The sequence below is a fragment of the Streptomyces sp. NBC_01320 genome, assembly GCF_035974375.1.
Classification (GTDB): Bacteria; Actinomycetota; Actinomycetes; order Streptomycetales; family Streptomycetaceae; genus Streptomyces; species Streptomyces yanii.
Genome location: NZ_CP108390.1, coordinates 8,325,215 through 8,343,263 on the forward strand (window position 1 = coordinate 8,325,215; position 18,049 = coordinate 8,343,263).

Genomic DNA, 18,049 nt, shown 5'->3' on the forward strand with positions numbered 1-18,049 from the left:
CCAACTGCTGATGAAAGTCCTGTGACTCGGTTTCTTTTGCCGTCGACGGCACGGTGCTACGGTCCGGTAGAATTCGCGCCCCAAGCACCGGGCATGCGAACGGCTTGACCACGACGGGGGCGGCGTGAGGAGTACGACGGTTCGACCGGCCAATATGCATCAGGCCCGGCTGCTGCACCTCCTGCGCGACCTCGGCCCGCAGTCCCGGGTCGCCCTGGGGGACCTGGTCGAGCTGTCGCGCTCCAAGCTCGCGTTCGAGATCGACCGGCTGCTGGAAACCGGTCTGGTCGTCCCGGACGGCCTCGCCGCCTCCCGCGGCGGCCGCCGCTCGCACAACGTCCGGGTCGCCCCGTCGCTGCGGTTCCTCGGCGTGGACATCGGCGCCACCTCCGTGGATGTCGCGGTCACCAACGCCGAGTTGGAGGTCCTCGGCCACGTGGCCGAGCCGCTGGACGTGCGCGACGGCCCGGTCGCGGTCTTCGAGCGGGTGCTGGCGTTGGTCGCCAAGCTGCGCGAGGTGACGTCGGCGGAACACTTCGACGGTGCCGGGATCGGCGTGCCGGGACCTGTCCGGTTCCCGGAGGGTGTCCCCGTCGCGCCGCCGATCATGCCCGGGTGGAACGGCTTCCCCGTCCGCGAGGCGATGAGCCAGGAGCTCGGTTGCCCCGTCCTCGTCGACAACGACGTGAACCTGATGGCCCTGGGCGAGCAGCAGGCCGGCGTCGCCCGGTCCGTACGTGACTTCTTGTGCGTGAAGCTCGGCACCGGCATCGGCTGCGGCATCGTCGTCGGCGGCGAAGTCCACCGCGGTATCACCGGCAGTGCCGGCGACATCGGCCACATCCAGGTGGACCCGGACGGGCCGCGGTGCGCCTGCGGCAACACCGGTTGCCTGGAGGCCTACTTCGGCGGGAACGCCCTCGTACGCGACGCGACCGCGTTCGCCCAGTCCGGCCGCTCGACGGAGCTGGCCGGACGGCTCGCATCTGCCGGGACGCTGACCCCCGAGGACGTGTCGGCCGCCGCGGCCGCCGGGGACGCCGCGGCCCTGGATCTGATCCGCTGGGGAGGCAACCGTACCGGTCAGGTCATCGCCGGCCTGGTCAGCTTCTTCAACCCCGGCCTGGTGGTCATCGGAGGAGGGCTCACCGGACTCGGCCACAACCTCCTGGCGAGCATCCGCACCCAGGTCTACCGTCAGTCGCTGCCGTTGGCGACCGGCAACCTGCGGATCGTGCTCGGCGAACTCGGCCAGGTCGCCGGCGTCGTCGGCGCCGCCCGGCTGATCAGCAACCACATCTTCTCACCGGCCTGACGCTTCGATACGCGGCCGGAACCCGTGGTGAGGCGGGCCCCGCGACGTACCGCGCCTTGAAAGCGGGGCCGACCGGAGCGCTACTGAATCCTGCGTTCCGCCCCGGCCCACGCCCGGTCGCGCAGGACGAACTTCTGGATCTTGCCGGTGGAGGTCTTTCATGGCCGCCGCCAATGCCGCCGGGCGCGGCGCCGGCGGCGGCCTCGTACCTGACCTCGGCGGCACGCCTCCTGTGGCTACGGGAGCGGACCGCACCGGCCGGCCGGGCACCGGCGAGGGAGCCGCTGCGCGTCCAGGTCGCCGCGGGCGTACGGCTGTCCACGGGGGCGGGGAACTGCGGGCCCTCGCCCTCTTCGCGGCCCTCACCCCCCTCGGCTCGCAGATCCTCAACACCATGATGCCGGTGCTCATCGTCCGCGAACTCGGGCTCTCGGCGGCCACCCTCGGCCTCTACCGGGCCACCGGCGGCGTCGGACTGCTGCTCGGCGCGCGCTGCGCCACTGACCCCGCGGACCCGCCGCGTGGAACCGCCCCGCGAACCCGCCCCGCCGACCCCGCCCCGCGTACACACCCCGCGCACACGCACCGGCTCAGCCCTGCGAGAACCCACCTGTGCACCCCCGCATCCCATGCGGCAGAGTGGATCCATGTCCGTACTGACGCGCGACGAAGCGCAGACCCGAGCCCAGTTCCTCGACGTGGACAAGTACACGATCGACCTCGATCTGACCACGGGAGACGACACCTTCGACTCCCGCACCGTCATCCAATTCACCGCACTCGCGGCCGGAGACACCTTCGTCGAGCTCAAGCCCGCCACCCTGCGCTCCATCACCCTCGACGGACAGCCCCTCGACCCCGCCGACCTCACCGAGAACCGGTTCCCCCTCACCGCACTCACCCCCGGCGCACACGAACTTCGCATCGACGCCGCCATGCGCTACTCCCGCACCGGCGAAGGCATGCACCGCTTCACCGACCCCACCGACGGCGAAACCTACCTCTACACCCAGCTCTTCATGGAAGACGTCCAACGCGTCTTCGCCGCATTCGACCAGCCCGACCTCAAGTCCGTCTTCTCGCTCACCGTCACCGCCCCCGAAAACTCGACCGTCCTCGGCAACGGCATCGCCCAACACACCGGCAACGGCCAGTGGACCATCGCTCCCACCCCACTGATCTCCACCTACCTCGTCGCCATCGCCGCCGGACCCTGGCACTCCGTCACCACCGAGCACGCCGGACTGCCCTTCGGCATACACTGCCGCCGCTCCCTCGCCCCCCACCTCGACGCCGACGCCGACGAAATCCTCGACATCACCCGCGCCTGCTTCGACCGCTTCCACGAAAAATTCGACGAGCCCTACCCCTTCGACTCCTACGACCAGGCATTCGTCCCCGAATTCAACGCCGGCGCCATGGAGAACCCCGGACTCGTCACCTTCCGCGACGAATTCATCTACCGCTCCGCCGTCACCGACACCGAACGCCAGACCCGCGGCATGGTCATCGCCCACGAAATGGCCCACATGTGGTTCGGCGACCTCGTCACCCTCGCCTGGTGGGACGACATCTGGCTCAACGAGTCATTCGCCGAATACATGGGCTACCAGACCCTCGCCGAAGCCACCCGCTTCACCGACACCTGGGTCGACTTCGGCGTCGCCCGCAAGGGCTGGGGATACGACGCCGACCAGCGTCCCACCACCCACCCCGTCGCCCCCGACCCCGCCGCCGTCCCCGACACCGCATCCGCGATGCTCAACTTCGACGGCATCTCCTACGCCAAGGGCGCATCCGCCCTCCGCCAGCTCGTCACCTGGCTCGGCGAAAAGGACTTCCTCGCCGGCATCAACACCCACTTCGCCCGCCACAAATTCGGCAACGCCACCCTTGCCGACTTCATCGACAACCTCGCCTCCGCCACCGACCGCGACGTCCACGCCTGGGCCGACCAATGGCTCCGCACCACCGGCGTCGACACCCTCACCCCCCACGTCGAAGAAACCGACACCACCTGGTCACTCACCGTCGACCACCACGGCACCCGCCCCCACCGCATCGCCGTCGGCGCCTACGACCACACCCTCGACACCCAGCCGGGCCCCGACCAGCTCGTCCTCCGCGACCGCTTCGAACTCGACATCCCCCAGGACGGCACCCCCACCACCCGCCCCGGCCGCCGCCCCGCCCTCCTCGTCCTCAACGACGGCGACCTCACCTACGCCAAGATCCGCCCCGACGCACCCTCCTGGAACACCGCCGTACGCAGCCTCTCCGGCATCCCCGACGCCCTCACCCGAGCCGTCATCTGGAACAGCGCCCGCGACATGGTCCGCGACGGCGAACTCGACCCCGCCACCTACCTCGAAACCGCCCGCACCCACCTCCCGTACGAAACCGACCTCGCCCTCCTCCAAGGCGTCCTGGGCTTCGCCGGCACGCAGATCGCCGCACGCTACGTCACCCCCGAAAACCGCCCCGCAGCCCTCGCCACCCTCACCTCCCTCTGCCGCGACCTCATCCGCCGCACAGAAGACGGCACCAACCCCGGCCTCCGCCTCACCGCCGTACGCCACCTCATCGACGCCGCCACCCAACCCGACACCATCCAGACCTGGCTCACCGACGGCACCGTCCCCGGCGGACCCGAACTCGACCCCGAACTCCGCTGGCGCATCCTCACCCGCCTCGCCACCCTCGGCGCCATCGACGAAAGCACCATCGCCACCGAACTCGAGAACGACCCCAGCGCCACCGGACAGGAAGGCGCCGCCCGCTGCCGCGCCGCCCTCCCCACCCCCGAAGCCAAAGCCGCCGCCTGGGACACCCTGTTCAACGACGACACCCTCTCCAACTACCTCTTCATCGCCACCGCACAAGGCTTCTGGCAAGCCGAACAGACCGACCTCACCAGCGACTACGTCCCGCGCTACTACCCGGACGCCACCCAACTCGCCACCCGCCGAGGCCCCGCCATCGCCGAAGCCGCCGGACGCCACGCCTTCCCCACCTACGCGATCACCGCCGACAACCTCCAGCTCGGCGAACAAGTACTGGACGGCAACACCCTCATCCCCGCCCTGCGCCGCAGGCTCGCCGACCAGATCGACGACCTCCGCCGCGCCCTCGCCGTACGCAACGCCCACTGACCCCACCACCCCCACCACCACACACCGCACCATCCGTGCCCGGCCCACCCTCACCACCGAGGGGAAGCCGGGCACACCCATACCACCACCGCCCCCCACCACCACCCCCACAGCCACCACCCGTCCCCCTTTCGAGTTCAGATCACCGAGCTCACCGGCCGCGACACCAGAAACCCGGACAAGCTGACACGTCCACCCACGCGCGCCCGAAGGACCCCACCACCATGCCCACCCCACCCCTCGCCGGAGGCACCACCGGCCCCGCCGCCCTACGGCCCCTCCTCGACACCGTCCTCGCCGCACTCCACGACGGAGCCCAACAACGCCACGGCCCGCTACCCGCCGGCGGACCCCAAACCGTCACCGACCACATACACCACGCCACCCACCCCCTCATCCCCGACCACGGCACCGGCCCCCACCACGCCCTCCGCACCCTCATCACCGCACTCACCCAAGGCGCCGCAGACCCCGCACACCCCCACTGCACCGCCCACCTCCACACCCCACCCCTCGCCCTCGCCGCAGCCGCCGACCTCGCTGCCTCCGCCCTCAACCCCTCCATGGACTCCTGGGACCAAGCACCCGCAGCCTCAACCCTCGAAACCGACACCACCACCGCACTCGCCGCCGAGATCTACCCCCACCAACCCCACCCCGACGCCCTCATCACCACCGGCGGCACCGAAGCCAACCAGCTCGCCCTCCTCCTCGCCCGCGAACGCCACGGCGCCGTACAGACCCTCACCGGCGCCAACGCCCACCACAGCATCACCCGCGCCGCCTGGCTCCTCGGCCTCCCCGAACCCCACACCATCCCCGCCCCCACCGGCGTCATGGACCTCACGGCACTCGAAGAAGCCCTCACCCGGCTCCACAGCCCCCACCGCGCCCTCTTCGTCACCGCCACCGCAGGCACCACCGACACCGGCCAGATCGACCCCCTCGACGACATCGCCGACCTCTGCACCACCCACGGCGCCGAACTCCACATCGACGCCGCCTACGGCGGACCACTCCTCTTCAGCCCCACCCACCGCACCAAAATCCACGGCCTCGACCGCGCCCACAGCGTCACCCTCGACCTCCACAAACTCGGCTGGCAGCCCGCATCAGCCGGCATCCTCGCCGTCCCCGACCACCACCACCTCCACCCGCTCCACCACCACGCCCCCTACCTCAACGCCCACGACGACACCCAAGCCGGCCTCCCCGACCTCCTCGGCCGCTCACTGCGCACCACCCGCCGACCCGACGCACTCAAAATCGCCGTCACCCTCCAAGCCCTCGGCCGCACCGGACTCGCCGACCTCATCGACCACACCATCAACACCGCCCACCAACTCGCCGACCTCATCACCCACAACCCCACCCTCGACCTCTACCAACCACCCACCATCACCACCGTCCTCTTCCGCCCCACCAACGCCACCGACCACACCGTCGCCACCGTCCGCCGCACCCTCCTCACCACCGGCCAAGCCGTCCTCGGCCGCGCCCACGCCGACAACCACCTCTGGCTCAAAGCCACCCTCCTCAACCCCCACACCACCCGCCACGACCTCCAAACCCTCCTCGACCTCATCACCCACCTCACCCACACAGTCCAGAAGGGCAACCCACCCCGATGACCGACCGACCCACCCCCGACCCCGGCCAGCCACACGACCTCGTCGGCATCGGCATCGGCCCCTTCAACCTCTCCCTCGCCGCCCTCGCCCACGGCATCCACCCCCTCGCCGCGACCTTCTACGAACAACGCCCCGCCTTCCACTGGCACCCCGGACTCCTCATCGACGGCTCCAGCCTCCAAGTCCCTTTCCTCGCCGACCTCGTCACCCTGGCGGACCCCTCAAGCCCCTGGACCTTCCTCAACTACCTACGCAGCCGCGACCGCCTCTTCCCCTTCTACTTCGCCGAGCGCTTCCACATCCAACGCGCCGAATACGACGCCTACTGCCGCTGGGTCACCGACCAACTCCCCGGACTCCACTTCAGCCACCAAGTCGACGCCATCCGCTGGAACCCCGAACGCACCCTCTATGAAGTCGACTTCACCCAACTCGACACCCACGGCGAAGTCGAAGCCCTCGGCCGCGCCTACACCCGCCACATCGCCCTCGGTATCGGCACCGAACCCTTCATCCCCGAACCCCTCAAACCCCTCGCCCAAGCCGAATCCGTCCCCGTCATCCACTCCGCCGACTACCTCCACCACCGCGAACAACTGCTCCAGGCCGAACACATCACCGTCATCGGATCCGGCCAATCAGGCGCAGAAATCTTCCTCGACCTCCTCCGCGCCCGCCCCGCCGGACACGAAAAACTCCACTGGCTCGCCCGCACCGGCGCCTTCGCCCCCATGGAGTACTCAAAACTCGGCCTCGAACACTTCACCCCCGACTACAGCCGCTACTTCCACGCACTCCCCGAATCCGTACGCGACGAACTCATCCCCCACCAATGGCAACTCCACAAAGGCATCGACGCCGACACCATCGCCGCCATCCACGACGAGCTCTACCGACGCACCCTCCACGGCGGCTGGCCCGACACCACCCTCACCCCCGGCGTCCACGTACGCACCGCCGGCCGCCTCGCCAACACCCGCGTCGAACTCCACCTCGAACACGCCCAACAGAACACCCGCACCCGCCTCACCACCGACGCCGTCGTCCTCGCCACCGGCTACCGCGAACGCCCCCTCGACCGCCTCCTCACCGGCCTCACCCCCCACATCCGCCGCGACGCCGCCGGACGACCCCGCATCGACGCCCAGTTCCGCCTCGAACTCGACCCCATCGTCACCGGCAACATCTACGTACAGAACGCCGAACGCCACACCCACGGCGTCGGCGCCCCCGACCTCGGACTCGCCGCCTGGCGCAGCGCCACCATCCTCAACAACCTCACCCGGACCAACGCCTACCCCCTCCCGCAACGCACCGCCTTCACCACCTTCGGCCTCACCCCCCAGAACACCCCCCACATCCCCCACCAGCACCCCGCCCTCATCCCCCTCGTCCAAGGCAACTGACCCCCGCACCCACAACAAAAGGCGGCCGCCCCCTCAAAGAGGAGACGGCCGCCACACCCACCCAACCGCTCATGCCGACAGGGGCACTAGAACACCGGCACACCATCACGCGTCAGCCGCCAGTCCACCGAAGCGAACTGCGTACCATCCACCGAACCCTTCGCCTGCACCCAGCCAATGATCGTGTTCCGGATCTCCTCCGAATTCGCCCACAGCTGCTTCGCACCCGGCACATGCGGGAAGTTACCCCCACCGCTCGCCCGATAATTGTTCACCGCCAGCACGAACTCCGCCGCCGGATCGATCGCCTTGCCCTCGAACGACAGATTCACAATCCGCGAACCATTCGGCTTCGCAATATCGATCTCATACGTCAGACCCGACACCGCGTCATAGTTGTAGTCCGGCGTGTTGTCCGCATTCGTCAACTTCGCCGTATCCACCGGAGCACCCGCAGCCGTCTGCACGTAATACCGAGCCGAGAACTCCAGATAATCCTTGATCTGCGCACCCGTCAGCAACCGTGCCTCAAGCGTGTTCTCGAACGGATACAGCCCCGCCGCATCCTTGATCGTGACATTCCCCGCCGGAATCTGCGCCGTACGGGAGAAACACGACGCCTGCGACAGCACAGGCAACGACGCGTACGCGCCACCCGCCAGAGCCGCCTTCACCGTCTCCGCCTGAACCACATTGATCAGATCAATGATCGGCTCGTCCTTCCAGGCCGCCTCCGCCGTCGTCATCGCCGCCGTCGACGTACCGATCACCTGATTGACGTACGCCACAACCTTCTTGTGCTCATCCGCCAGCAACCCCGTGATCTTCGGGTCCTCCGCCACCACGTTCGAGTTCAACACCCGCGAACCCGCACTCTCCACCACCCAGCGGCCCTTCTCCCACACCAGATCGAAGTCGAACAGCGTCAACCGCTGCCCCCACTTCAACGGCTCGGAGAGCACCACCTTCTTGCCCGTCTCCTTGTTCTCCACGAAGTACTCGGGGATCTCCAGGTGAGCATGACCGACAAGAATCGCATCGATACCCGGCACCTGCTCCGCCACCAGAGCCGCCGCGTTCTCCACGTACGGAACCTGATCACCGTACGAAGACGTCCCACTGGTCCCCGAATGCGCCGACACGATCACGACATCCGCCCCCATGGACCGAAGCCGCGGCACAAACTTCGCCGCCTGCTCCTCCAACCCCGGGAACACCATCCTGCCGCTGACATTCGCCTTGTCCCAGATCGCGATCCCCGGGTTCGTCAGACCCAGAATCGCCACCTTCACATCCCGACCGTGCGGCGTACGCATCTGCTTGATCACATACGGGGTGAACGCCGGCTGCAACGTCTTCGCATCCAGGGCGTTCGCACCCAGCAGCGGAAAATCACACTGCTCCTCGAACTTCCGCAGCACCGGAATGCCGTAGTTGAACTCATGGTTGCCCAGCGCCGCCGCGTCATACCCGATCGCGTTCATCGCCTGCGCCATCGGATGCACCGGACCACGCTGCGCCGTGATCGGATCGATCTTCGCGTAGTAATACGAAAGCTGAGTGCCCTGGATCGTGTCACCCGCATCGATCATCAGGGTGTTGTGACGGCCCTTCTCCGCACGGACCTGCTCCACCAGCGTCGAGATCTTCGCCAGACCCACATCGTTGTGCGCCTTGTCGTCGAACTCCTTGTCCGTGAAGTAGTCCCAGTTGAAGACATTCCCATGTAGATCGGTCGTACCCATCACCGTGAACGAGTACCGCTTCGGCGGACGCCCGGACCCACGACCCTGGGCCTCGGCAGGCACAGCCACACCCCCAGCCATCGCCACACCGGCCCCGGCCGCAGCCGATGTGCCCAGAAACGTCCTACGGTTCAGCGGCATCTCGTCTCCCACAGATCAGATCTCGTAGTGCACAACGCGCGTAGATAATGACTCACCCGGCGCGCCCCGCAACACCCCTTGCAGGTTTCTATCTGATGACCACACGGGTCAGACCCCGATGCGACAGTGAACCCATGACCCACACACCAGCCCCCTACGGCACCCCCGACCACCCCCGCGTCGCCGTCCGCGGCGAAGCCCGCCTCGAAGTCGACCCCGAAACCGCCCATATCACCATCACCGTCACCGCCCGGGGCAAAGACCGCCGAACAGCCCTCGAAGACCTCACACGACGCAACACCAACGTCCTCGAACTCGCACGCACCTACGGACAAGCTGTCGAGAAACTCGAAACCGGCGCCCTCTCCATCACCCCCGAACTCACCTCACGCGGACGCGACGAAAAAATCCGCGCCTACCACGGCCGCGTCCACATCACCGCCGTACTGAGCGACTTCACCGCACTCGGCGAACTCACCACCCGCATCGCCGACCTCGACATGACCCGCATCAACGGCCCCTGGTGGAACCTCCGCCCCGACTCACCCGCCCACGCCCAAGCCCGCCGCCAAGCCGTACAAGAAGCCCTCAAACGCGCCCGCGAATACGCCGACGCCCTCGGCACCCACCTCACCGCCCTCCTCGAGATCGCCGACCTCGGCGCCGAGAACACCGCCCCCCTCCCGTCCATGCCCGCCGCACCCGGCAGCTTCCGCGGCCGCGCCGCATACGGCGGAGCAGAACCCGAAACGCCCCCCGCCCTCGACCTCGAACCCCAACGACAGACCGTCTACGCCCAGGTGAACGCCCGCTTCACCATGGAACCCCCAAAACTCTGAAAACAATGCTCATCAGAGCACCCCGCTGCACAATTAAACACTTGTCAATAACCCTTCACCCAAAGGTTGTTGAGACGACACGCAGACCCAATTCGCTACCCGTAGGTAAGGTCTAGGCTCAAACCATGCGCCGAGCAAAAATCGTCTGCACCCTGGGCCCAGCCACCGACACATACGAGCAGATCAAGGCACTCGTCGAAGCCGGAATGGACATCGCCCGCTTCAACCTCAGCCACGGCTCCTACGTCGAACACGAACAGCGCTACCGCCACGTACGCAAAGCCTCCGACGAAACCGGACGCAGCGTCGGGATCCTCGCCGACCTTCAAGGCCCGAAGATCCGCCTGGGCCGCTTCCGCGAGGGCCCCGTACTCCTTGAACGCGGCGACAGCTTCACGATCACCGTCGAACCCATCGAAGGCGACCGCAACAGCTGCGGCACCACCTACGAAGGCCTCCACACCGACGTCACCACGGGCGAACGCATCCTCGTCGACGACGGCCGCGTCACCCTCGAAGTCACCGACGTCGACGGCCCCCGCGTCCACACCACCGTCATCGAAGGAGGCATGGTCTCCGACAACAAAGGCCTCAACCTCCCCGGCGTCGCCGTCTCCGTCCCCGCACTCTCCGAAAAGGACATCGAAGACCTCCGCTGGGCCCTGCGCACCGGCGCCGACGTCATCGCCCTCTCCTTCGTACGCAGCGGACGCGACATCGACGACGTCCACCGCATCATGGAGGAAGAAGGCCGCCGCCTCCCCGTCATCGCCAAAGTCGAAAAACCCCAGGCCGTCGAGAACATCGACGACATCGTCGCCGCATTCGACGGCATCATGGTCGCCCGCGGCGACCTCGGCGTCGAAATGCCCCTCGAACAAGTCCCCATCGTCCAGAAGCGCGCCATCAAACTGGCCAAGCGCAACGCCAAACCGGTCATCGTCGCCACCCAGATGCTCGACTCGATGATCGACAACTCCCGGCCCACCCGAGCCGAAGCATCCGACGTCGCCAACGCCGTCATCGACGGCACCGACGCGGTGATGCTCTCCGGCGAGACCAGCGTCGGCAAATACCCCATCGAAACGGTCCGCACGATGTCCCGCATCGTCGAAGCAGCCGAGGAAGACATCCTCGCCAAGGGCCTGCCCCCGCTCACCGACCGCAACAAGCCCCGCACCCAGGGCGGCGCGGTCGCCCGCGCAGCCGCCGAGATGGGCGACTTCCTCGGCGCGAAGTTCCTCGTCGCCTTCACCCAGAGCGGCGACACGGTCAAGCGCCTCTCCCGCTACCGCTCACCCATCCCGCTCCTGGCCTTCACCCCGGACCCGGCCACCCGCTCCCAGCTGAACCTCACATGGGGCGTCGAGACCTTCCTCGGCCCGCACGTCGACTCCACGGACGCGATGGTCGCCCAGGTCGACGAGGAGCTCCTGCGGATCGGCCGCTGCGAGAAGGGCGACATCGTGGTCATCACGGCCGGCTCACCGCCGGGCGTCGCGGGGTCGACGAACCTGGTGCGCGTGCACCACATCGGCGAGGACGACAGCCCCCGGTAGATCGGTCGTCAGTACTTCGGCCCGACGTGAGCGTCCATGAGCGCGACGGACGCCCGTCGGGCGACGGAGATGTTGTACTTCTTGCCGGCGCGGGTGCAGTGCGTCCACTCGATGCCGAGTTTGTCGAGCGTGTCGGTGTAGAGCTGCCTGATGTCGTTCGAGACGTTGGTGAACCAGTACCTCGGGTACTCGTACCGCTTCCGCTCGCCGCCTACGAGACGGGTTGTCCAGTTCATGTTCCGGCATCCGTCCGAGTGGATGAGGCCGCGGATGAGTTCCCAGGGGTACGCGTCCACGATCTCCTGCTGCCAGTCTTCGAGGATGATCGGGCGGTCGTGCTTCTTTCCGGGGCCGTGCTGGGGGAACATGCAAGTCCAGTGCCTTGTATAGGACTTGACCTCGACGCAGCCCTTCTTTTGGCGTTGTCCGGTCCGGGGCAAGGGCATCACCTTGCGCATTGCCGATTCGGCCTCATCGAGCAGACCGGGCCAGGCGTCTGCGCAGAAGATCGACAAGTGGTGTTGCTTGGGCTTCGAGATGATGTGCCCGTCGCCGAGGTACAGCCCCAGTAGGTATGCGTAGGCGGCGTGGTCGAAGGCCCGGCCCGTGCATATCGGGCAGTCCGTGGGCTGCTCGTACTTTTCCCCGCGCTTCTTGCGATCTTCGTGACGCCACCAGCCGACCGTCCCGCGGGGCACGTTCAGCTGCTCTGCAGCCGCTCTATTGGTTGCTCCACGCCGCAACAGGACGAGAGCTTCTTCACGTATTGAAGGGTTGTGCTGTGCCATGGGGCGGAGTTTCGTCCATGCTTCGCTGGCGCGTGCTCGGATCGAAGGTTCGTTCACCATCAAGGGTGAAGATCACCAACAGGTTGTTCCGCCTTGGAATCGAAGGAGAAGTGCCCCGAGTCGGATTCGAACCGACGCTGGATGGGTTTTGAATCCATGGCCTCTACCGCTGGGCTACCGGGGCCCCTTCGAAACGAAGGACCTCGAAGAACCTCCGTGCCTCAAACATACCGTAACTAGGTAGGCTCTTGGCAGCAGTACCCCTGTCTTGAACGAGGAGCCCCGTGACCACGCCCGAGTCGCCCCAGCCCGTCGCCGACGACGACAAGTCGCACGTCCCGCCGCTGACGACCCGCGTCGTCATCGCCGAGGACGAGGCTCTCATCCGTCTCGACCTCAAGGAAATGCTCGAAGAAGAGGGCTACGCGGTCGTCGGCGAAGCCGGTGACGGCGAGAAGGCGGTCGAGCTCGCCCGTGAGCACCGGCCCGACCTCGTCATCCTCGATGTGAAGATGCCGATTCTCGACGGCATCTCCGCCGCCGAGCGCATCTCCGAGGAGTCCATCGCGCCCGTCCTGATGCTCACCGCGTTCTCGCAGCGCGACCTGGTCGAGCGGGCCCGGGACGCCGGGGCGATGGCGTACCTCGTGAAGCCGTTCAGCAAGAGCGACGTGGTGCCGGCCATCGAGATGGCCGTGTCCCGGTTCGCGGAGCTGAAGGCGCTGGAGAACGAGGTCGCGGACCTCGCGCAGCGGCTGGAGACGCGGAAGCTGGTGGACCGGGCGAAGAGCATTCTGCAGACGGATTACGGGCTGTCGGAGCCGGCGGCGTTCCGGTGGATCCAGAAGACGTCGATGGATCGTCGGCTGTCGATGCAGCAGCTTGCCGAGGCGTTGATCGAGGATGCCGAGGAGAAGAAGCGGGCGGCGAAGGACGGCGAGTAGCCGCGTAGGTAGGTACGGATGAGGCCCGCACCCCGGATTGATCGGGGTGCGGGCCTCATCCGTGTGAAGCGGTACGGGTCAGTCCTCGCCGAGGTACGCCTTGCGGACGGATTCGTCGTGGAGGAGGTTCTGGCCGGTGCCGGAGAGGACGATCTTGCCGACCTCCATGACGTGGCCCTGGTCGGCGAGTGAGAGTGCGGCCTGGGCGTTCTGCTCGACGAGCAGGATGGTGGTGCCCTGGGCCTTCAGCTCGACGATGGTCTGCATGATCTTCTGCATCATGATCGGGGAGAGGCCCATGGAGGGCTCGTCGAGCATGAGCAGTTTGGGCTGGGACATGAGGGCGCGGCCCATGGCGAGCATTTGCTGCTCGCCGCCCGAGAGGGTTCCTGCGGCCTGCTTCCGGCGTTCTCCGAGGATGGGGAAGAGGTCGTAGGCGCGCTGGATGTCCTTTTCGATGCCTGCTTTGTCGTTGCGGAGGTAGGCGCCGAGGAGGAGGTTCTCGGTGATCGTCAGCCGGGGGAAGATGTGGCGTCCCTCGGGGGAGTGGGCGAGGCCCAGGGAGACGATCTTGTGGGCGGGGATGTTGGTGAGTGGTTTGCCCTCGAAGAGGATCTGGCCGCCGATGGGCTTGAGGAGGCCGGAGAGGGTGCGCAGGGTGGTGGTTTTGCCTGCGCCGTTGGTGCCGATGAGGGTGACGACCTGGCCGGCTTCGACGGTGAAGGAGATGCCTTTGACGGCTTCGATCTTGCCGTAGGCGACGCGGAGGTCTTCGACCTGGAGCAGTGCGGTCATCGGGTGTCCTCCTCTTCGGTGCGGGTGGTGCTGGTGTCGTCGGCGGGGGCTTCGGCGTGTGCTTCGGCTTCCGCTGCTTCGACTTCGGCGACTTCTTCGGCGCCGGGGGCGCCTTCGAAGGGGGTGCCGAGGTAGGCGGCGACGACGCGTTCGTCGCTCTGGACGACGTCGGAGGTGCCTTCGACGAGCTTTTCGCCCTGTACGAGGACGGCGACGCGGTCGCAGAGGTTGAAGATGAACCGCATGTCGTGCTCGATGACGAGGACGGCGATGCCTTGGTCGCGGATGGCGAAGATGAGTTCTTCGGTGACGCGGGTTTCCTGGGGGTTCATGCCGGCGGTGGGCTCGTCGAGGAGGAGAAGTCCGGGGTCGCTGGCGAGGGCGCGGGTGATTTCCAGCTTGCGCTGGTCTCCGTAGGGGAGGTTGCGCGCGAGGTGGTCGGCCTTGGTGTGGAGGCCGATGAATTCCAGGAGTTCCATGGCGCGTTCCCGGCTGGCGTTCTCGGCCTTGGTGAAGCCGGGGAGGCGCAGGAGGGCGGACCAGAGGCCTTCTTTGGTGCGGGTGTGGCGTCCGACGAGGACGTTTTCCAGGACGGTCATGTTGGCGAAGAGCCGGATGTTCTGGAAGGTGCGGGCGATGCCTGCCTGGGTGACGAGGTGGGGCTTGGGCGGCAGGACGGTGCCTTTGTAGCTGACTTTGCCTTCGGTGGGGACGTAGAGCCCGGTGAGGCAGTTGAAGAAGGTGGTTTTGCCGGCGCCGTTGGGTCCGATGAGGCCGACGATTTCGCCTGTGTTGACGGTGAGGTCGACGTTGCGTACGGCGGTGAGGCCGCCGAAGCGCATGGTGACGCCGCTTGCGTCGAGGACGGTGGTGGCGGTTTTCGTGGTGGTGGTCATGGTGGTCACGCCCCCGCCTTGGCGATGCCGGCGCCGGTTTCTTCGGACTGCCGTGGTTCCGGTACGTCGATCGGGTCGTTCTCGTGGAATTCGAGCTGTTTCCTGCGGTCGGCGACGAGGCCTTCGGGGCGGAAGCGCATCAGGAGGATGAGCGCGACGCCGAAGAGGAACAGCTGGTAGTCCTTCATGAACTGCAGTTTGGCCGGGATCAGGTAGAGCAGTGCCGCGCCGACGAAGGGTCCGCTGAGGGTGCCCATGCCGCCGAGGATGACGGCGGCGAGCAGGAAGGCGGAGTTGGGGGGTACGGAGCCGGCGAACTGGTACTGCTCGGGTGTCACGGTGTAGTTGACGTGTGCCTGGACGGTGCCGGCGAGGCCGGCGAGGGTGGCGCCGAGGGCGAAAGCCAGGAGCTTGAGCCGGAAGGCGTTGATGCCCATGGCGGTGGCGGCGGTTTCGTCTTCGCGGATGGCGACCCAGGCGCGGCCGATGCGGGAGTCTCCGGAGCGGCGGAAGACGAGGACGACGACGGCGGTGACGACGAGCATCAGCAGGTAGTAGTTGGCGGGCCTGCTGAGGGTGAAGGGGCCGATGTCGTGGCTGAGTCCGAAGTCGATCCCGAAGATGTTGAGGTCGGGGATGCTGGGGATGCCTTGGGAGCCGTTGGTGAGGTCGGGTCCGCTGTTGCCGTTGAGGTTGTTGACGGTGACGCGGAAGATCTCTCCGAAGCCGAGGGTGACGATGGCGAGGTAGTCGCCGCGCAGTCGGAGTGTGGGGGCGCCGATGAGGACGCCGAAGACGAGTGAGACAGCGGCTCCGGTGAGGACGGCGGCCCAGAAGGGGAAGTGGACGCCGATGGCGGAGAGTGGTGCGCCGGAGACGAGGGCCGCGGCGTAGGCGCCGACGCCGAGGAAGGCGACGTAGCCGAGGTCGAGGAGGCCGGCGAGGCCGACGACGACGTTGAGGCCGAGGGCGACGGTCGCGAAGATGAGGATGTTGACGCCGATGAGGGCGTATTCCGCGGTGTCCTGGGTGAAGGGGAAGCAGAGTGCTGCGACCAGGGCTGCGGTGAGGGTGACGTTGCGGTGTTTCGTGGTCAGCGCGGTGATGCGGGAGATGAGTCCGGCGCGGGTGATTGCGGTGAACGCGAAGGCTGCGGTGATGAGGAACCCGATGAACTGTTCGGATTCTTCGGTGGGGATGTCGATGCCGTAGGTGAAGACGTACAGCATGGCGCCGAAGGCCGCGGTGATGATGAGGATTTCGGCCCAGGCGGGGAGTGTTTTGGCGCGGGGTGCTGCGGGTGCGGTGAGGCTGTTGCGGAAGCGCTGCCAGGCGCCGGGCCGGGGGTCGTGCTGGGGGAGTGGATCGTCGCTGGGGAGTGCGAGTGCGGCGATGGTGGAGATGAGTGCGCCGATGCCGCTGACCCATGCGCCGGGTTCGAGGTTGACGACGCCGCCGAGCTCGTAGGCGATGGCTCCCATGGTGTAGCCGGTGGTGCCGAGGGTGCCGAGGGCGAGGAGCCGGACGGGGCTGTTGGTGCCGCCGGGGGTGAGCCAGCCGAGTCCTCGGATTCCGTATCCGCTGAGTACGAAGAGGAGGGTGAGGGCGGCGCTGGTGAGGGTGAGGATCTGGAGGCCGCCGGGGTAGCCGGTGACGGTGAGGTCGCCGGGGAAGTCGGTGGTCCAGGTCCAGGCGAGGAAGGTGCCGGCGAGGGCGATGGCGGCGCCTGCGGCGGTGAGGGCGCGGGCGACGGGGGCGGGCAGCGGGATGAGCGTGTCCCGGGCCGGTGTGGTGTGGGTGGTCATCCGTATCACGCCCGATCCGCGACGCGTTCGCCGAGCAGGCCCTGGGGCCGGAGCAGCAGGACGATGATGAGGAGGACGAAGGCCCACACGTCCTTCCAGGCGCCGCCGCCGAAGAGGTCCATGCCGGGGACGTCGCTCATGTAGCCGGTGGCGAGGGATTCGGCGACGCCGAGTACGACTCCGCCGAGCATGGCGCCGTAGATGTTGCCGATGCCGCCGAGTACGGCTGCGGTGAACGCCTTGAGGCCCATGATGAAGCCCATGCGGAAGCCGATCTGGCCGTTCTTGAGTCCGTAGGCGACGGCTGCGACGGCTGCGAACGCGGCGCCGATGGCGAAGGCCATGACGATGATGCGGTCGGTGTTGATGCCCATGAGCTTGGCGGTGTCCGGGTCCTGCGAGGTTGCCTGCATGCCGCGGCCGGAGCGGGTCTTGGAGACGAAGAGGCCGAGGGCGATCATGCAGACGGGTGCGGCGATGAGGACGAAGAGGTCACCGCGCTGGATGTTGGCGCCGAGGATGTCGAAGGCGTCGCCCTTGAACTGGGGGAAGGGGTGGTCCTTCGTGGCGTTGGGGTACCACTTCCAGATGGCCTGCTGGAGTGCGAGGGAGAGTCCGATCGCGGTGATCAGCGGGGCGAGTCTGGGTGCGGTGCGCAGGGGCCGGTAGGCGAAGCGTTCGGCTGCGACGCTGATGGCGACGGAGCATATGACGCCGCCGATGATCATGAGGGGGACGATTGCGAGGAGGTTGGAGCCGGCCGGCATCCAGAGGTACACGGTGAGAGCTCCGAAGCCTCCGATCATGAAGATCTCGCCGTGGGCGAAGTTGATGAGCTGGATGATTCCGTAGACCATCGTGTAGCCGATCGCGATGAGACCGTACATCGCGCCGAGGATGAGTCCATTGGCCAGCTGTTGCGGCAGTTCGTTCACCGCAGGGCCTCCGTGGAGTGGTTCGGATATGGCACCGCGCGGGAGCGCTGGTAGCGCTCCCGCGCGGTCTGGTTTTCTCTGTTCTGACCGGGAGGGCT

At 67.2% G+C, this 18,049-nt stretch carries 13 protein-coding genes and 1 tRNA gene; 7 read left to right on the forward strand and 7 right to left on the reverse strand.

Going from position 1 to position 18,049, the window contains the following annotated elements; all coding sequences use genetic code 11:
* Positions 1-154 precede the first annotated feature (154 nt).
* The 4 genes from OG395_RS37880 (at position 155) to OG395_RS37895 (ending at position 7,504) form a co-directional block, all read left to right on the forward strand.
* Positions 155-1,315, forward strand: coding sequence for an ROK family protein (locus tag OG395_RS37880; RefSeq protein WP_327246961.1), 1,161 nt, complete (start codon positions 155-157; stop codon positions 1,313-1,315).
* Positions 1,316-1,962: 647 nt separating this feature from the next.
* A complete protein-coding gene (gene pepN, locus OG395_RS37885; protein WP_327246962.1) occupies positions 1,963-4,467 on the forward strand; it encodes an aminopeptidase N in 2,505 nt (834 codons plus the stop codon).
* 224 nt (positions 4,468-4,691) lie between these two features.
* Positions 4,692-6,098, forward strand: coding sequence for a pyridoxal phosphate-dependent decarboxylase family protein (locus OG395_RS37890; protein WP_327246963.1), 1,407 nt, complete (start codon positions 4,692-4,694; stop codon positions 6,096-6,098).
* Positions 6,095-7,504, forward strand: a complete 1,410-nt coding sequence (locus OG395_RS37895) for a lysine N(6)-hydroxylase/L-ornithine N(5)-oxygenase family protein (protein WP_327246964.1) — start codon at positions 6,095-6,097, stop codon at positions 7,502-7,504. The genes OG395_RS37890 and OG395_RS37895 overlap by 4 nt, the downstream gene beginning before the upstream one ends.
* A gap of 86 nt (positions 7,505-7,590) precedes the next feature.
* Here OG395_RS37895 and OG395_RS37900 read toward each other — a convergent pair whose 3' ends face one another.
* Entirely contained in the window at positions 7,591-9,390 is a 1,800-nt protein-coding gene (locus OG395_RS37900; RefSeq protein ID WP_327246965.1) for a bifunctional metallophosphatase/5'-nucleotidase, read from the reverse strand.
* A gap of 134 nt (positions 9,391-9,524) precedes the next feature.
* Here OG395_RS37900 and OG395_RS37905 point away from each other — a divergent pair, with 134 nt between their 5' ends.
* Positions 9,525-10,229 (forward strand): SIMPL domain-containing protein, encoded by a 705-nt coding sequence (locus tag OG395_RS37905; protein WP_327246966.1) that lies wholly within the window; start codon positions 9,525-9,527, stop codon positions 10,227-10,229.
* 125 nt (positions 10,230-10,354) lie between these two features.
* Positions 10,355-11,788 (forward strand): pyruvate kinase, encoded by a 1,434-nt coding sequence (gene pyk, locus OG395_RS37910; RefSeq protein ID WP_327246967.1) that lies wholly within the window; start codon positions 10,355-10,357, stop codon positions 11,786-11,788.
* A gap of 8 nt (positions 11,789-11,796) precedes the next feature.
* Here pyk and OG395_RS37915 read toward each other — a convergent pair whose 3' ends face one another.
* A complete protein-coding gene (locus tag OG395_RS37915) occupies positions 11,797-12,576 on the reverse strand; it encodes a helix-turn-helix domain-containing protein (protein ID WP_327246968.1) in 780 nt (259 codons plus the stop codon).
* A gap of 111 nt (positions 12,577-12,687) precedes the next feature.
* Positions 12,688-12,760 (reverse strand) — tRNA-Leu (locus OG395_RS37920).
* 100 nt (positions 12,761-12,860) lie between these two features.
* Here OG395_RS37920 and OG395_RS37925 point away from each other — a divergent pair.
* Positions 12,861-13,520 (forward strand): ANTAR domain-containing response regulator, encoded by a 660-nt coding sequence (locus OG395_RS37925; protein WP_327246969.1) that lies wholly within the window; start codon positions 12,861-12,863, stop codon positions 13,518-13,520.
* 78 nt (positions 13,521-13,598) lie between these two features.
* Here OG395_RS37925 and OG395_RS37930 read toward each other — a convergent pair whose 3' ends face one another.
* From OG395_RS37930 to OG395_RS37945, 4 genes are read right to left on the reverse strand one after another with little or no spacing between them, the layout of a single operon-like run.
* Positions 13,599-14,315: an ABC transporter ATP-binding protein gene (locus OG395_RS37930; protein ID WP_327246970.1), complete on the reverse strand. Its 717-nt coding sequence runs from the start codon at positions 14,313-14,315 to the stop codon at positions 13,599-13,601.
* Complete coding sequence (locus OG395_RS37935; RefSeq protein WP_327249583.1) at positions 14,312-15,211, reverse strand: ABC transporter ATP-binding protein; 900 nt, start codon at positions 15,209-15,211, stop codon at positions 14,312-14,314. The genes OG395_RS37930 and OG395_RS37935 overlap by 4 nt, the downstream gene beginning before the upstream one ends.
* A gap of 5 nt (positions 15,212-15,216) precedes the next feature.
* Positions 15,217-17,016 carry a branched-chain amino acid ABC transporter permease gene (locus OG395_RS37940; protein WP_327246971.1) on the reverse strand — a complete coding sequence of 600 codons (1,800 nt, stop codon included), beginning with the start codon at positions 17,014-17,016 and terminating at the stop codon, positions 15,217-15,219.
* A 5-nt stretch (positions 17,017-17,021) separates the two neighbouring features.
* Positions 17,022-17,951, reverse strand: a complete 930-nt coding sequence (locus tag OG395_RS37945; RefSeq protein WP_266986828.1) for a branched-chain amino acid ABC transporter permease — start codon at positions 17,949-17,951, stop codon at positions 17,022-17,024.
* Positions 17,952-18,049: the final 98 nt, after the last annotated feature.

What these genes read in the sequence shown, in the direction of transcription:
- OG395_RS37915 (WP_327246968.1), bottom strand. Translation starts at nt 12,576, where the DNA reads ATGGCACAGCACAACCCTTCAATACGTGAAGAAGCTCTCGTCCTGTTG.
- pyk (WP_327246967.1), top strand. Translation starts at nt 10,355, where the DNA reads ATGCGCCGAGCAAAAATCGTCTGCACCCTGGGCCCAGCCACCGACACA.
- OG395_RS37940 (WP_327246971.1), bottom strand. Translation starts at nt 17,016, where the DNA reads ATGACCACCCACACCACACCGGCCCGGGACACGCTCATCCCGCTGCCC.
- pepN (WP_327246962.1), top strand. Translation starts at nt 1,963, where the DNA reads ATGTCCGTACTGACGCGCGACGAAGCGCAGACCCGAGCCCAGTTCCTC.
- OG395_RS37905 (WP_327246966.1), top strand. Translation starts at nt 9,525, where the DNA reads ATGACCCACACACCAGCCCCCTACGGCACCCCCGACCACCCCCGCGTC.
- OG395_RS37895 (WP_327246964.1), top strand. Translation starts at nt 6,095, where the DNA reads ATGACCGACCGACCCACCCCCGACCCCGGCCAGCCACACGACCTCGTC.
- OG395_RS37880 (WP_327246961.1), top strand. Translation starts at nt 155, where the DNA reads ATGCATCAGGCCCGGCTGCTGCACCTCCTGCGCGACCTCGGCCCGCAG.
- OG395_RS37890 (WP_327246963.1), top strand. Translation starts at nt 4,692, where the DNA reads ATGCCCACCCCACCCCTCGCCGGAGGCACCACCGGCCCCGCCGCCCTA.
- OG395_RS37900 (WP_327246965.1), bottom strand. Translation starts at nt 9,390, where the DNA reads ATGCCGCTGAACCGTAGGACGTTTCTGGGCACATCGGCTGCGGCCGGG.
- OG395_RS37930 (WP_327246970.1), bottom strand. Translation starts at nt 14,315, where the DNA reads ATGACCGCACTGCTCCAGGTCGAAGACCTCCGCGTCGCCTACGGCAAG.
- OG395_RS37935 (WP_327249583.1), bottom strand. Translation starts at nt 15,211, where the DNA reads ATGACCACCACCACGAAAACCGCCACCACCGTCCTCGACGCAAGCGGC.